The organism is Litoribaculum gwangyangense (genome assembly GCF_039543505.1).
Lineage (GTDB): Bacteria > Bacteroidota > Bacteroidia > Flavobacteriales > Flavobacteriaceae > Litoribaculum > Litoribaculum gwangyangense.
This window is the reverse complement of the sequence record NZ_BAABJW010000001.1, coordinates 647,069-662,964: the sequence shown is the minus strand read 5'-3', so window position 1 is coordinate 662,964 and position 15,896 is coordinate 647,069. Positions and strand designations below refer to the sequence as shown.

Annotated in this window: 12 protein-coding genes; all 12 read right to left on the bottom strand. The window is 28.4% G+C overall.

The window, feature by feature from the left end:
* Positions 1-4: 4 nt before the first annotated feature.
* Positions 5-991, bottom strand: a complete 987-nt coding sequence (locus ABD963_RS02860; protein WP_345275426.1) for a UDP-glucuronic acid decarboxylase family protein — start codon at positions 989-991, stop codon at positions 5-7.
* A gap of 100 nt (positions 992-1,091) precedes the next feature.
* Positions 1,092-3,044, bottom strand: a complete 1,953-nt coding sequence (locus ABD963_RS02855; RefSeq protein WP_345275425.1) for a polysaccharide biosynthesis protein — start codon at positions 3,042-3,044, stop codon at positions 1,092-1,094.
* A 21-nt stretch (positions 3,045-3,065) separates the two neighbouring features.
* Positions 3,066-4,202, bottom strand: coding sequence for a DegT/DnrJ/EryC1/StrS family aminotransferase (locus ABD963_RS02850; RefSeq protein ID WP_345275424.1), 1,137 nt, complete (start codon positions 4,200-4,202; stop codon positions 3,066-3,068).
* Entirely contained in the window at positions 4,192-5,193 is a 1,002-nt protein-coding gene (locus tag ABD963_RS02845) for an MraY family glycosyltransferase (protein WP_345275423.1), read from the bottom strand. The genes ABD963_RS02850 and ABD963_RS02845 overlap by 11 nt, the downstream gene beginning before the upstream one ends.
* Before the next feature lie 19 nt (positions 5,194-5,212).
* Positions 5,213-6,130, bottom strand: a complete 918-nt coding sequence (locus ABD963_RS02840; protein WP_345275422.1) for an NAD-dependent epimerase/dehydratase family protein — start codon at positions 6,128-6,130, stop codon at positions 5,213-5,215.
* Positions 6,131-6,137: 7 nt separating this feature from the next.
* Positions 6,138-7,280 carry a glycosyltransferase family 4 protein gene (locus ABD963_RS02835; RefSeq protein WP_345275939.1) on the bottom strand — a complete coding sequence of 381 codons (1,143 nt, stop codon included), beginning with the start codon at positions 7,278-7,280 and terminating at the stop codon, positions 6,138-6,140.
* Between the two features lie 1,135 nt (positions 7,281-8,415).
* Positions 8,416-10,263: an asparagine synthase (glutamine-hydrolyzing) gene (gene asnB, locus ABD963_RS02830; protein WP_345275421.1), complete on the bottom strand. Its 1,848-nt coding sequence runs from the start codon at positions 10,261-10,263 to the stop codon at positions 8,416-8,418.
* A 177-nt stretch (positions 10,264-10,440) separates the two neighbouring features.
* Positions 10,441-11,505, bottom strand: a complete 1,065-nt coding sequence (locus ABD963_RS02825; protein WP_345275420.1) for a glycosyltransferase — start codon at positions 11,503-11,505, stop codon at positions 10,441-10,443.
* Positions 11,505-12,425: a glycosyltransferase family 2 protein gene (locus ABD963_RS02820; RefSeq protein ID WP_345275419.1), complete on the bottom strand. Its 921-nt coding sequence runs from the start codon at positions 12,423-12,425 to the stop codon at positions 11,505-11,507. The genes ABD963_RS02825 and ABD963_RS02820 overlap by 1 nt, the downstream gene beginning before the upstream one ends.
* Positions 12,418-13,644, bottom strand: coding sequence for an O-antigen polymerase (locus ABD963_RS02815; protein ID WP_345275418.1), 1,227 nt, complete (start codon positions 13,642-13,644; stop codon positions 12,418-12,420). Before ABD963_RS02815 ends, ABD963_RS02820 begins: the two co-directional genes overlap by 8 nt.
* A complete protein-coding gene (locus tag ABD963_RS02810) occupies positions 13,641-14,885 on the bottom strand; it encodes a lipopolysaccharide biosynthesis protein (protein WP_345275417.1) in 1,245 nt (414 codons plus the stop codon). Before ABD963_RS02810 ends, ABD963_RS02815 begins: the two co-directional genes overlap by 4 nt.
* Positions 14,882-15,610, bottom strand: a complete 729-nt coding sequence (locus ABD963_RS02805; protein ID WP_345275416.1) for an O-antigen ligase family protein — start codon at positions 15,608-15,610, stop codon at positions 14,882-14,884. The genes ABD963_RS02810 and ABD963_RS02805 overlap by 4 nt, the downstream gene beginning before the upstream one ends.
* Positions 15,611-15,896 lie beyond the last annotated feature (286 nt).

Below are 15,896 nucleotides of genomic sequence, written 5' to 3'. Positions count from 1 at the left end.
ATTACTACTTATTAATATAGCTAGTAAAATCTTTATGCTCACTTTTGTAAAGTTCGTCTTCAGTGAGGTTTTTAAAATAATTGTAAGTAATTTTCATGCCTTCAGCTCTATCAACTTTTGGTTCCCAACCCAACAATTTTTTTGCTAAAGTTATATCTGGTTGTCTTTGCATAGGGTCATTAACTGGTAAATCTTTATAGATTATTTTTTGGTTAGTACCGGTAAGTTTAATAATTTCTTCTGCAAAATCTTTTATTGATATTTCATGGGGATTACCAATATTTACAGGCTCAACATAATCGCTTAAAAGCAATCTGTAAATGCCTTCTACTTGATCGTCTACATAACAAAATGAACGAGTTTGAGAACCATCACCAAAAACTGTTAAATCTTCGCCTCTTAAAGCTTGCCCCATAAAAGCTGGAATTACTCGACCATCATTCAGTCGCATTCTAGGTCCATAGGTGTTAAAAATTCTAACGATTCTAGTTTCTAAGCCATGAAACCTATGATATGCCATGGTAATTGATTCTTGAAAACGCTTTGCTTCATCATAAACGCCTCTAGGACCAATGGTGTTTACGTTGCCATAATAATCCTCTGTTTGAGGGTGTACCAATGGGTCTCCATATACCTCAGAAGTAGATGCTATAAGCATTCTGGCTTTTTTGGCTTTTGCCAAACCTAGTAAGTTATGAGTCCCTAATGAACCAACTTTTAAAGTTTGAATTGGTATTTTTAAATAATCAATGGGGCTTGCAGGCGATGCAAAATGAAGTATATAATCAAGGTCTCCTTCAATTTTAATGTACTCAGTAACATCGTGATTTATAAACTCAAAATTTGGATTGTTCTTTAAGTGACTTATATTTTTCATGTCTCCAGTTATGAAGTTATCCATCCCAATAACTTTATACCCTTCTTTAACAAAACGATCTGAAAGGTGAGAACCCAAAAAACCTGCGGCTCCTGTAATTAATATTTTTTTCATGTTTATAAATGTTTGTTGAGGTAAAAATATGAAAGTAAATCTAAACTAATCAATGCAAAAACCAACTAATAATAATGAGAAAATTGCAATTGAAAAAAAGTTAAGTATCTAATTTTTCAAAACTTGAGTTTAAACTTTTATATTCAGGTACAAGTTTTTTAATTCTTTTTACAATTTTTATTGATTGATTTTCGTTAGAAGCACTTATTATTTGATTTACTTGTTTTTCAATAAAATCATATTGATCGTTATTTACCTTGACAATCATTATTTTTTCATGATATGTAGGAAGTGTAATGGATTTATCGTTCAATAGCTCTTCATAAAGCTTTTCTCCTGGTCTTAAGCCAATGGCTCTTATTTTAATGTCCTTTTCTGGAGTAAATCCCGCTAAGAGAATCATTTTTCTAGCTAAATCTAAAATCTTAACCGCCTTACCCATATCAAAAATAAATATCTCGCCTCCTAATCCCATAGTACTGGCCTCCATAACTAATTGGCATGCTTCAGGTATGGTCATAAAGTACCTGATAATATCGGGGTGTGTTATAGTAACAGGGCCACCTTCTTGAATTTGTTTTTTAAATAGAGGGACTACTGAGCCATTAGAACCTAACACATTGCCAAATCTGGTAGTAATAAATTTTGTTTTCGACTTGTCTCTTAAATAATTGTGTAACGATTGAACATACATCTCTGCAACTCGTTTTGTAGCACCCATAACGTTACTTGGGTTAACAGCTTTGTCTGTTGAAATCATTATAAAGCGCTCTACATCATATTTAGCAGACAAATCAGCTAAAATTTTTGTACCCAAAATATTTACTAAAACAGATTCCGATGGGTTTTTCTCCATCATAGGCACATGTTTGTAAGCGGCACAATGATAAATGATATCTGGCCTGAAGGTTTTAAACAAATAATCTAACCTCTCTTTATTTCTAACGTCACAAATAATTGGAATAAAATCTAATTCTGGGAATTTATTTTCAAATTTTAAAGTTAAGTTATGCAAAGGGGTTTCTGCTTGATCAATAACCACAAGTTTTTTTGGGTTGTATTTCCCTAATTGATTTACGATTTCCGAACCTATTGAACCAGCCCCACCAGTAACAAAAATGATTTTTCCTTCTATTAATCCTAATATTTTATTGTTATTTATTTCTATTGGCTTTCTCTCAAGTAAATCTTCAATTTGTATATTTTGAATTCTTTTGTTTATCCCTTCATTCAAGTCAAACTCTGATATTGAAGGAGCTCTGTATATCTTAAGGTTATGTTCCAAACAATCTTCTATGTGTCGAATATTTTCTTCATTTTTTAAATCATTTTCAAGAACAATTAAACCTGTTGCGTTGTTTGCCCTGATTAGTACATGAGCTTTTCTTTTTAAGACAAATATGGGCATTCCAAATATTCTTTTATTTGCAATTTTTTCATCCCTATCTAGAAACCCAATTACTTTAAATCTTTTTGGAAACTCATTCTCTATTGCAACAGCTATTGAAATTGAGTTTTGTGATGTTCCTAGAACAAATACTTTTTCATAACCTGATGGGTTTTTAGACAAATATTGTGTGTAAACCAACTTTACTAGCCCTCTAAATAAAAATAAACCAACAAATAGACCTAAAAAAAATAGTATTAAATATAAATGTTCGTAGAGGAAATTACCTTTTACTTTAAAACTTATAAAGTTTATTAAAAACAATGATATTGCCGAGCAAAAAGAGGCGAAAAATAATTTTACAGCATCAATATAACTTGAGTGTCTTATTAAGCCTACGTATGTTTTTAAAATGATAAAACAAATAGCCGTAACAGATAATGCTACAATAAAAGCAGGTATAAACTGTTTGTTCAAAAAAGAAAGTGAATAATTATTGATGATAACTCCAACAAGAATTAGTACAAATGCAGTTATTTGTAAATCAAACCAAAACACCAACCATCTGGGGATATATCCTATGTTTTCAAAGCTAAAGTTAAAAGGGGTATACCTTAAAAACAACTTAATGGTTTCTTTAATTTTAACGAGCCTATCCTTTAACATAAAATGAGTATTGATGCAAATTTAGGAATTTAAGTAGCTATTCAATGTTTTTGAAATAAACTCTTTATCTTTTTTTGTGAGATTAGAACCTGATGGCAAGCATAAACCTTTTTTAAATATATCTTCAGAAACGTTACCGCCATAAAAAGGAAATTTTTCAAAAATAGGTTGTAAATGCATGGGCTTCCATAAAGGTCTTGATTCAATATTACTTCTTAATAAATTTAATCTCAAATCTTCTCGATTAAATCCAGCTATTTCACTCTCAATAACAATACAGCTTAGCCAATGGTTTGAAAAATAGTCGCTATTTGGTTCTTCAAAAACAGTTATTGCTTCTAAATCTTTAAAAATGCTTTTATAAAAATCTTTGTTAGATCTTCTAAGTTCAACATAATTATTTATAACTTCTATCTGGGCTCTACCAATACCGGCTAAAACATTACTCATTCTATAATTATAACCAATTTCTGAATGTTGATAATGAGGCGCATAATCTCTGGCTTGCGTAGCTAAAAACAACACCTTTTCTTTGGTTTTGGGGCTTTTAGTAATCAAAGCACCTCCTCCTGAGGTTGTTATTATTTTATTTCCATTAAAAGATAGTATTCCATAATCTGCAAAAGTTCCACATTTTTGGTTTTTATAGGTTGAACCTAGAGCCTCTGCAGCATCTTCAATTAATGTTATTTCATACTTTTTTGCTATAGCGACAATCTCTTCTAATTTTGCAGGCATGCCATATAAATGAACCAAAACAATGGCCTTTGGTTTGGTGCCCCTTGAAATTCGGTCTATTATGGCTTCTTCCAAATAGAGAGGGCACATATTCCAAGTGGAGGTTTCACTATCAATAAATATGGGTTTGGCACCTAAGTAAATTATTGGATTTACAGATGCAGAGAAAGTCATACTTTGGCAAATTACTTCATCACCATTTTTAACACCTGCCATGATTAAAGCTAAATGAATAGCAGCAGTACCTGATGAAAGACAAGCCACATTAGAGTTTTGACCTAGATATTTTTCTAATTGTTTTTCAAAATTTATTATGTTCTCTCCAAAATTAGAGACTTGATTTGTGTTAAATGCTTGTTTAATATAATCAAGCTCTTTACCGCTTAAATGAGGATTAGAAAGTGTTATTTTATTTTTCATTATGCTCAGTTGATCCTATTTTTTTGTAAACTTTAATCTTAACTAAAAAATACACTATGGTCATTAAAGACATGATTGATAACAAAATAAAAAAATCATTAAAGGGGTTACTTATTATTGAATAAACAACTAAAATATTTAAACAGGTCTGAACCATAAAATATCCTGTAGATATTTTTAAATGGTTCATTTTTAAATCATTAGCAAATAGTTGATACATGTGTCTTCTATGTGCTTTTAATACGTTTTCTTTCCTAATTACTCGCTCAATGATAGTCCACCCTCCATCGAGAAGATAAACTCCAAGCATCAAAAAAATAATAAAGCTATTTGATTCTAAAAATAATTTTATAATCAAATAAATAATAGCGAAACCTATGGTAATGCTTCCAACATCACCCGCAAAACATTTAGGCTTTAATCGGAAATTATAAAAACCGAAAACCAATGTTGATGATATTAATATGAGTAATAAATTGGAATCAGTAAATTCAATTACATATCTGTTTATTATGAGAAAAGTTGAAAAAGTCACTAAGGCATTTAAAAAAGTCATTCCATTGATGCCGTCCATGAAATTATAAATATTTAAAAAACCCAATGAAAACAAATAACATAGCGTTATAAAACAAATTGTTAATAGAGATAAATTATTAAAAAAATGTAAGTCGTAAAAAATTAAAGTAAAGGCTATGAAATGAATTATCATCCTTTTAGAGGTAGAGAGACTAACCAAGTCGTCAATAAAGCTAATAATTGCTACTAATAGGATAGAGGCTATTATATAATGATAATTTGATGATTCATTTGGAAAAAATATAATAAAAAGTAAAATAGCTGGTATAAAAATTATACCCCCTCCTCTTAATGTTGGACTTGAATGTGCGCTTCTATGATTTGGGTCATCTTTTATTTTATAAAATCTAGCGATTCTTAGATATATGTATTCAGCAAAAAAAAGAAAAATTACTATGAATGCTATTTTAACCATACTTATGACCTTATGAAATTTATTCTTTTATTGTTAACCATTCCTCTGGATTATTAATAACTTTTTTAGGTTTCCATCCTAAATTAGAAGCTTTTTTGTCATTAAAAGTTAGAGATTTTGTCATTTTTAAGTATTGTCTTTTATTTAAAGGCATATTTGTTTTAAACAAATTTTGAATTAACTCACCAAACTGAGCCATAATTAAAACAACAAAACTTGGCAATGTAATGGGTAATCGTGATTCATAAAATAATGCTATGTTATGTGAAAGCTCTTTAAAAGATGGATGATGGCCGTCTGTTAAATTAAAAATACCTCCCTCTTTAATTATTTCAGGAATAAATTTTGCCACATCTTTAGCTAAAACCATTGATTTATTGGCCGCACCATTACCAATATTAAAATAATATTTCTTTCTTATAGCCTTAATCATGGCTTTTAAATTTCCCGGAGGATTAAACCCTAATAATAGCGGAAGTCTTAAAATAGTTAAAATAATATTATGTTTACTAGCCCAAACTAAAATTTCTTTCTCCGCCATTATTTTACTTTTTCCATAGGGATCGGTTGCATTTAATGCTGCCTCCTCATTAATATTTATGCCATAATCTAACCCATAAACTGCAACTGAACTTATATAGACAAAATAATCTGGTTTATGTTTTAATGATTTGATTAAGTTTTTTGTTCCAGTTAAGTTTATGTCAAAAAAAGCCTTTTTTTCTGCTTCTGTCTTGGGAACCATATGTGCTTTACCTGCACAATGAATTACTAAGTGATATTTTTCATTAAGGCTTATTATTTCACTGGATAAATCTGCCACATAAGTCGAACTTTCATTTCTCCCTACTGTAGAAATGTCAAATTGCAAAAATTCTAATTCTGAGATAATATATTTACCTAAGAATCCCGATGCTCCAGTTACTAAAACTTTCATTATTTATTTATTTTTTTACCCAATCTATATTAAGTAAATTATTATAAATTTTTAAATGATGATTAACCACGGTGATTTCTGAGAATTCTTTCTCGGCCTTTTCTCTAGATTTCTTACCCATTATCAATCTATCAGACTCTGAAAGTATTAATTTTTCTATGGCCACAGCAAGTTCAACAGTTGATTTTATTGGCACTTTATAGCCGTTTATGCCTTCATCCACACATTCTTTACATCCTATGGAGTTGGTGGTTACTATTGGCCTTCCTGCAGCACATGCTTCAATTAATGATTTGGGAATACCTTCCCTATATGAGGGTAAGACGACAATATCTGATGCACTGTAAACTTCCGGCATATCTTTAACAAACCCTATCCATTTTACATAATTTGGCTCCTCCCAATCTTTTAAATATTTATCAGAAACACCAGCGTTGTTATCATTGTCTGCAATCCCTGACAAAATAAACATAACGCTATCCCTATATTTATGCTTTAGAATATTTGAAGCTTCTCTAAGTTCAGCAACCCCTTTATCCCAAAGCATTCTGGTAGGTAATAAGATTTGTAACTTTTCTTTTTTAACTGGTGGAGTATATCTAAACAAATCTAAATTTACTCCTGAGCCTTTGATAAAATTTATCTTATTATTTTTATTTATGACCCCTAAACTGAGAACCTCCCTATAATCATCTTCATTTTGAAAAATCACTGCCAAATTCTTTTGTCTAAAACCAAATTTCATTAGGATAATCATCATATTTTGCACAAAACCTCTTCTGTTGCTTGTAAAATTATAACCTAACCCGCTTATAGCATTTAAGGTCCCTTTAATTCCTAATAATTTCGAAATAATACTTCCATATATTACTGGCTTGAATGTTACATGATGCACAACATCCGGTCTTATCTGACTGTAAATATTGTAGAATTGAAAAATTGTCCTTATTTCTTGTAAAATATTAGTGCCTGATCTTGAAATATTAACAGGGATGAATTTTATACCTTTATCTATTATTTCCATCGCCCTTCCTGTATCATTAGTGGCGACGTAAACTTCCCAGCCATTTCTTACAGCATGTTCTGCTATAATTAATCTATGAGAAATAAAAGCCCAATCCACGTTTACTACTATTAATAACTTTTTCATCAATTGTGTTTAAAAAGTTCTCCTTTTCGATAATAAAACATGAAAATCAAGATATATATGTAAGGCAAAAACATAACTCTCATTCTTGAAGCTAAGCCCAAATTATACATGTAAATACTGTAAAAAAGAATCAATCCCACTATCGCTATGATTAAAAAACTCGCATTCTTAAAACATTTAATTAATTTTAAATACCTAAAAACATCTATTGTAAGTTTTATTGTCAAAATTAGAAAAATGGCGTTTTCCATAGAAATTATATATTGATAAATTGTGCGAGCATCTAGGAATAAGGGTCGATATAAAACCAAAAATAATTTTTCTAAATAAGATGAGTTCAATATGTCTATTGAAGATGAACCAGCGTTGCTGCTGTATTGGACTAATAGGTTAAACCCATACTCAATTGAATCTAAGGAGAGCGAATTTAAACCTAAAAACTTCATTAAAATTGGCATAGTTATACCGAAAATTAAAATAGAGATGAAAATAAATTTTAATTTATTAGATTTTGAAGTTTTGGAATTAATCAAGAAATGAATAAATAAAGCCCCATTTAAAATGAAAAACAAATATGGCCTTATTAATAAAATGGCTATGGATAACAAAATTAACTTATTTGAAATTGATTTATTTTTGTAAACTTCAAATAAAACTTCGCACATTAAATAAAAAACTAATGCTTCTTTTGATAAGCCAGAAGTCCAAAAATGTAATGATGGAGTTAAAAATAATAGAATTATTATTAATAAAAACTTGTTGTTTTTAATTTTTAGTTTTTCAAATAAAAATTTAAAATATTTCAAAAATGCCAATAGGCTTACTGTGGAAAAGGCGAAAGAAAGAGCAAAATACGAAAATCCTAATTTAACAAATGGATATATTATTACAGAAATAAATTCGCTGCCATAAAATTTGAACTCACTTACCTGATTGGCATTTAATGCGTGTTGGTAAAACAGAAAGGAATCACTCTGTGATTGATAATTCATTGAATAATGCATTCCAAATGCAAAAAAGTGAATTAAAAAAAGAAATAAATAAATTATTCTTAAAAACAGGTCATTTTGTTTAAACGCCAAATTGAATAACTTAAATGCATTGAAAACTACCAGTAAAAAGATCAGAAATATATTCATATCAATGATTGGTTAGTTTTGAAATTTGAGTACCATATCTCTAAACACAATATCGAATAAAGCATCTTTGCCCTTTTTTCACTGGGTATATTTAAATTATTATTCAGTAAGTTATATACAAAATTTTTATCTATGAAGTTTTTAAAATAGGCATTAGGGCTTTCTAAATATGAATGTAATAGGTCTTTTATTGTGCTATTTACCCAATCTTTTAAAGGAATTTCGAACCCTCTTTTGGGCTGTTTACTTATTTCCTCTGGCAACATTTTGGCGGCAATTTCTCTTAAAATATATTTTGTTTGAGATCTCTTAATCTTAAACTCTGTAGGAAGCATTGGTGCATAATTAAGAAACTCTTTTGATAAAAAAGGACTTCTACCCTCCAAAGAATTGGCCATATTGGCAATATCCATTTTAACTAATAAATCTCCAAAAAGGAGATTTTCAAAATCTAAACACATAATTTTATTCAGACCCCCTTCAAGTGTGTTGTTTATATAATCATAATCCTTTTTCAGGTTTGTTAAATTTGGACTGTTTTTAAAATATTTTTCGTAACCAATAAAAACATCTGTTGTAGCAGCTAAATATATATCAATCCCAGTTTGGGCAGTTAAATTAACTAATCGGTTGAAATAATTGTAACGTGTTTTTTTATCATGTGATTGAGGCAATAAACGAGAAAGTTTTTTTGACCCATAAGTTATCAATTCATTCTTTTCAAAAAAATCAAATTTAGAAAAAGGGACATACCTTCTATAACCTCCAAATAACTCATCTGCACCATCACCATTTAAAATTACAGTAGAATATTTTTTAGCTTCTTTAGATACATAATAACTTGGAATAGCCGAGCTATCCATAAAAGGCTCACCATGGTTACTAATAATATGCTCTAAATCTGTTTGTAAGTCTTTAAAATCAATTTGAATTTGCGTATGCGTTGTATTAAATTTTTTAGCTACTAATTTAGCCAAAGGCGCTTCATTATAAGCTCCAGTAAAGGCAACAGTAAATGTTTTTAAGTTTTTTGATCTCTTAGATGCCATGGCAGTAACCAAACCACTATCAATCCCACCGCTTAAAAAACACCCAACTTCTAGATCTGAAGCATCTATTCTTCTTTGAACAGCTAAATCTAAATAAAATTCTACTTGCTCCTTGGCTTCAATGATATTTACATTCAGCTTTGGCTTTTTATATTGATCAATTATGGACCACCACAATGTTTTTTCTATGGATAAATTTTGTGTGTCAATTATTATATAACTACCACTTTCAAGTTCTTGGACATTTTTAAAAACTGTATCGTTTTTGTAATGGTTCCCTAAAAAAAAGTAATCATTTATCTTTTCTTCGTTAATTTCTAAATAAACGAGTTTTTGTATTGTATTTAATTCGGATGAAAACAATAATGTATTTTCTTTATGGTAAATATATACTGGTTTTTTACCAGCTCTATCTCTAGCAATAAACAACTTTTTATTTATATTGTCATAAATGGACATTGCAAACATTCCATCTATCTCATTCAGCATATTAACTCCTAATTTATCATATAGATGGAGTATCGTTTCTGTATCCGAACTGGATTTACAAACTAAACTATATTTTTTCCTTAACTCAAGGTGGTTATAAATTTCCCCATTATAAATAATAGTGTAATTTTTATATTGCATGGGTTGATTTCCAGCTTCAGATAAATCTTGAATGGCCAACCGATAATGGTAAAGATTAATATTATCAATACTAATAGAGTCTTGTTTATCCGGTCCTCGATGATATAAAAATGATTTATATTTTTGAATTGTCTTAATATTTATTGTTCCTAAAATTCCACACATATGGATTAATATTTTTATTAAATCTTTTTTATATTTTAATTAAAATTTATTTGTTCAAGTGAATTCTACGGTTGAAAATGAGTAAATAATAATCAAATCATTGGTTTTTAACAATTCGTTTTGAAACAAATTTCTTCGTAAAATTACGGCGTTCGAACATATAATAATGTTGATTAATCAAAATACACAATAGGTACTCTTAAATATGTTTTTATATAGGTTTATATTAGACTGTATTGAGTAATGATTTTCAACAATTATTCTGTTTAGATGACCTATTTCTTTAAATCTTTTTGGATTTTTATTTAATTCAATAAAAGCATTAATCCATTCGTCTTTACTATTTGCAAAAAGATTGAAATTATTCCTATTAACTTTTATATTGGCAGGTAAAGGCGTTGAGATTGTTGGTATACCGCATGCCATGTATTGAATAAGTTTAAACGCACATTTTCCTTTATTAAAAGCAGTGTTTTCAAGAGGCATAATTCCAACACTAAATTTGCTAATTTCTTCTACCTCAGTTTCAGAATTCCAGTCCACTATAAAGAAGGGTAAATTTTTAAATTGATTCTCTAGTTCTCTATCAAAACCAATACACCTTATTTCAAAATTTAAATCTTTTGCTTTAAGACTTTCAAATACTGAAATTAAGGAAAGTAAATTATAAGAGGTAGCCTTGGATCCAATCCATCCAATAATAAATTTGCTTGATATAGGGTTGTTATTTGTATTATATTTATTTAAGTTAATGGATGTTGGAATCTCAACAACATTTTGGTTATATTTCTTTGCAAATCCAGTTAAATATGGGCTACCCGTAATTACGGTTTTAGAAAATTTTATGACTTTTGAAACTTTATCTTTTAATAGAAATCGAATAAACCTGTTTGGATGTAAATCATAATTATGAAAAATGGCATCATCATAATCAACAATATAATTTATATTAAATAGTTTAAAAAAAAACGTGTTAAAAGGCAAATAGGGCATAAATTCATATTCAAGAAATACCAGATCACTTCTTTTAATTCGAAGCATATTTAAACATCTCCTGAAGTAGCAAAATGCAACATAAAAAACACCTTTTATACTTTTGAACGACTGTGAAGGTGTATATCTATTATCGAAAAAAGGAAATACTTCAATTTCATAATCGTTAAAATAATGAAGATATTGATAGGTTCTATACCTACTACTAGCTCCCTTTTCGGTGTATTTTGGAAAAAAAAGTAGTCTCATTATTTAATTATTTCTCTGTATAGCAAACCAAACGCTTTAAAAGTATTTTTGTTCTCCGAAGGATTCTTAATTAAGTTAAATACACCCCTTGTTATAGGTTCAACAGTTAAGGTTAAAATTAAAATTAAAGCTCCATAAAACCTTCCATAGTGTTTGTAAGTGAATTGTATTCTACTTCTTAAGTTGTAAAACAGTGTTGTGTGGAAAATTTTTTTTGTTGTACCTCTCCCACTATGCATAATTTCAATGTTAGAATTGTAGTAACTTAAAAACCCCATTTTTTTAGCTCTTAGCGCAAAGTCTGCATCTTCATAATAAACAAAAAACTGGGTATCAAAACCCCCTAGTTTATCAAAAATTTCTTTCTTCATTAACATATAAGCACCCATTACCTGATCTACAAAACGAGATTCTTTATGATTGAAATTAGTCATCAATGTAGCGGGTTTAAAAATATTTGGAAATAATTTTGATAGACCTAATATATCCCAAATCATATTTTTAGGTTTAGGGCTATACGAGCAACTGGTTTGAATCTTTCCTATTTCATTCTTATGCATTGTGCCTAAAATTGAAACATCACTGTTGTTTTTTAAAAAAATAATGCTTTCGAAAAATGTGTTCATTCCAACTTGAGTGTCTGGATTTAAAAACAAAAGATACTGAACATTTTTTAATGCTTCAACCCCTTGGTTACAAGCATAGCCAAAACCATAATTTTCTAAATTTTTTATGAGTATTAATTGTTCATTATTTTTTTTATCTAACTCCAAAGAGCCGTCTTTTGAGTTATTATCAACAACAACCACTTTTAATGATAAATTTTGAAGGTTACTATTGAAAACAGCATTTATACATTGATTTAAAAGCTCTGCAGAATTATAATTGACTATTACTATCCCAAGGATGTCCTTAACCATATTTGTGTTTTATAAAAAATTTAGTTGCATAAACGAACAATATAACTTGAATCCAAGTAGATAAAATGGACATATAATTTTCCTCAAAAAAGGTCATAGTCAGAGGAAATAGCAACATAGAGAACCCTATTAAACTTCCAAAAGATTTTTTTGAATTAATAAAAAAATAGGTGTGTAAATATCCGAAAAAAAACATAGCTGTTAGAGAATATATAATTCCAAAATCCTTAATTAACTTATAGTAGGCAGTATAAACATTCACTAAATCTGGCACTTTTACATATTTTTCAACTAAATCTTTAGGGGGGGTATTTGTTAAACCTGTTTTATAAAGAACTGCCTTTGGAAACCTAAAAGCAATATCACCATAAGTGATTTTATAAGGTTCATTTAAAAACTTATCGAATGCACTTAAAGGTAATGTGGAATAGGAATACAACAAATATTCTATTTTATCAATTACACCATATTCTATTTTACTTGTATGTTCATTTGGCATAGATTTTTTTAGTAATGTTGCCATAATTATGAAGACCGCAAGTGTGATTCCAACTGTCTTTAAAACTAATTTTATGTTAATTCTTCTGTAAACAGAGTAAATTCCTAATGTACTTATTAATAAAAACATAAATGCTCCTTTAGATGCAGACAAAAAAGCTGTTGTAAAACTCAATATAAATATTAAAACAAGTCTAAAACTCATAAAATAAGTTCTCCTTTGTTTATTGTAAAAATCGATTAAAATCAGCAACAGCGAGAAGATAGCTACTGTTAAACTGTATTTAATAAAGCCAATATCTACACCTTTAACTGAAGTGTAGTATCTGTACATTAAAAGATTAAAGTAATCTCCCGTTATCTCCTTAATTTTGATAAAATAAAAAATCAAAGCCAAAAGATTAATCAATAGAATGACGTTTAAAAAAATATTCGAGAAAACTATTTTTACATCTGGTTTTGCGTTGTTTTTGTTAAGTCCTTTAGCTATTAATCCGCCTAAAGAAAATAACATTATGACTATAAAAAAATATGCAAGGGTAATAAAAGACAAAGGGAATGGTTTGTTATCAGAAAAAAGCCAAAAAAATAAATGAATAGTAACAAATAAAATCCAAATAAAGGATAAGTAAGTTGCAGGATAAAAAAGTTTTTTAGAAACACTATTATTGACATAAGCTAAAACTATTGTAAGTGCAAGAAATAGAAAATAGAAAATCATAATTTAAAATGTTTTTTTGTTCCATAAATTACTAACAACAAATAAACACTTGCAGTGAACAAAGAAATATAAGCAGATGCTAATAAACCATATGAGGGAACAAAAATAATTCCTAGTAAAACAATAATCACAACCACAATTAACATGTAAATAGTTATTTCAAAAGTCTTGTTTGAAACCTCCATGTTTTTTTGCAATAATATTGCTATTTGCCAAATATAACTACTAAATGCCAAAGGAATAATTAATTTAGAGAGTAACAATGATTGTTCACAAAAGCCAAGATACCTGCATATAATAAAGTCTTGTAGCAAAATTACTCCTGAAATAAAGAGTAAAAAAATCAAAGTAAGATAGACTAACGCTTTATTGACTGTTTTTTTATATTCCGTATAATTTTTTTCATTATAGTTTTGAATTAACATAGGTTGGACAATGTTGTTGAATGGAATAGCGATACTAGAAAAAACTTTAAAAACAATATCAAACACAGCAGTGTATTTTGCCAACATAATTGTTCCTAAGCTGTACTCTATTATGTATCTATCAACGCCATTTGTAGTTGGAGAAAACATCATCCACAAACTTAATGGTAATCCATATTTCAAAAAAATTTTCCTCCATCTCGTTTTTCCTCTAAATCTAATTGATGGGAAAGTGATTTTAAATTTTGAAAGCCATAAAACACTTAAAAGATAACTAAACAAAACACCTAAAAACAATGCATTTATTGCACTAACAGATGGCAAGATAAATTTTATACTTAATGGAATTGTTAAAAAAATTAGAACTCGAATGATGTCAGCAATGATATAGTTTTTTGATTTTAACAATGCTTGTTCAATCGTTATTTTACTAGTGTAAAATAAGCTAAAAAAAAGACTACAAACTGCGATTATAAGTAATGTAATATCTGCATCATAATACGTGAAAACTGCTAATAGGATAATTACAGAGAAAACAAAAGAATTTAAAATCATTTGGTTTATCTCATTTCTAATTTTTTCTTTGTTACTTTCTAGAGTGTAAAACCTCAAAATACCTTGTACTACCCAACCCGTTGAGCCAGCATAGAGCATTAAAAAAGTTGTATAAAACAAAATAAAATCTCCGTATTCTTTAACTCCAAAGTATCGAATAAATAAAGGAATTGAAGCAATCATTACCCCAGCACTAATAACTTTTCCTATTAAATAAATAATAAAATTAAATTCTAACTTATATTTTGTTTTTAAACTCAATCTTGGTTGTTTTTATTAATCATTTTTGCGATGAAAAAGCCATTGAAAATAGCATAAAATAAAACTCCATGAATTCTTGATAACATATTTTCAAACATAAGATTAACTGAAATAATTATGAGAAAAAATATATATATCCAATCTTTATGCAATACACCTTTATATATTGAAAACACCAGGCTCATCAAAAATAGTATCAATAAAACCACACCTCCACAAAGTATAAAAAAAGCATAATTATTATGAGTGTTTAGCTTCTTTTCATAAGCAATCAAATAGGATTTTGAATCACTGATGTGCTGGTAATAATAATTATTTAATTCGTTTTGCACATCTCCAATACCATACCCAAACAAGAAGGCATCTTTTATTAAATCTTTATTTGCAATGTTAATTTCATAACGTTCATCAACACTTTTATAATGGTTTCCAGTGAACACTTTCTTAACAAGATTAACTGCTGGGATTACATATTTTACAGCGACTTTGTTTGTGGGGAAATTTAAATTAATTGTAATTAAAAACGTAATAATAGCAAGTACAAACGTCGTAAAGATTTTTTTTGCTTTTAAAGATGGGGCCCTAATGATAATGAACAAAGGGATAAGTAAAATAGATAAAAATACATTTACAACAGAAAATTGGTAGAATATTAAGTATCCAAAAACTATAAAACATATAATTGACAAAAGATAAAAAGCAATGTTTTTATTTAACTTTTTCATGAAAAAAAGTTCAATTAACAAAAGAATTGAAAATAAAAAATTCATTGAATTATATACTCTGTGAATAAAAAAGGAATGTTTTGATTCATTTTCAAAACACGAAAAAATGACGTGATTTGGTTTTTTTAAAATGAAACTTAGTTTGTTAAAAAAATTCTTATAATATATCTCTGGATAGCAAGTTGTTTCTAAAACTAAAATGGCTTTGTAATATATTATAAAAACAAAAAGTAAATTTGAGAAAATAAATGACAAATAAAAATATTGACTTTTTTGAAATAAATAT

What these genes read in the sequence shown, in the direction of transcription:
- ABD963_RS02855 (WP_345275425.1), bottom strand. Translation starts at nt 3,044, where the DNA reads ATGTTAAAGGATAGGCTCGTTAAAATTAAAGAAACCATTAAGTTGTTT.
- ABD963_RS02845 (WP_345275423.1), bottom strand. Translation starts at nt 5,193, where the DNA reads ATGGTTAAAATAGCATTCATAGTAATTTTTCTTTTTTTTGCTGAATAC.
- ABD963_RS02840 (WP_345275422.1), bottom strand. Translation starts at nt 6,130, where the DNA reads ATGAAAGTTTTAGTAACTGGAGCATCGGGATTCTTAGGTAAATATATT.
- ABD963_RS02860 (WP_345275426.1), bottom strand. Translation starts at nt 991, where the DNA reads ATGAAAAAAATATTAATTACAGGAGCCGCAGGTTTTTTGGGTTCTCAC.
- ABD963_RS02850 (WP_345275424.1), bottom strand. Translation starts at nt 4,202, where the DNA reads ATGAAAAATAAAATAACACTTTCTAATCCTCATTTAAGCGGTAAAGAG.
- ABD963_RS02815 (WP_345275418.1), bottom strand. Translation starts at nt 13,644, where the DNA reads ATGATTTTCTATTTTCTATTTCTTGCACTTACAATAGTTTTAGCTTAT.
- ABD963_RS02805 (WP_345275416.1), bottom strand. Translation starts at nt 15,610, where the DNA reads ATGAAAAAGTTAAATAAAAACATTGCTTTTTATCTTTTGTCAATTATA.
- ABD963_RS02825 (WP_345275420.1), bottom strand. Translation starts at nt 11,505, where the DNA reads ATGAGACTACTTTTTTTTCCAAAATACACCGAAAAGGGAGCTAGTAGT.
- ABD963_RS02820 (WP_345275419.1), bottom strand. Translation starts at nt 12,425, where the DNA reads ATGGTTAAGGACATCCTTGGGATAGTAATAGTCAATTATAATTCTGCA.
- asnB (WP_345275421.1), bottom strand. Translation starts at nt 10,263, where the DNA reads ATGTGTGGAATTTTAGGAACAATAAATATTAAGACAATTCAAAAATAT.
- ABD963_RS02835 (WP_345275939.1), bottom strand. Translation starts at nt 7,280, where the DNA reads ATGAAAAAGTTATTAATAGTAGTAAACGTGGATTGGGCTTTTATTTCT.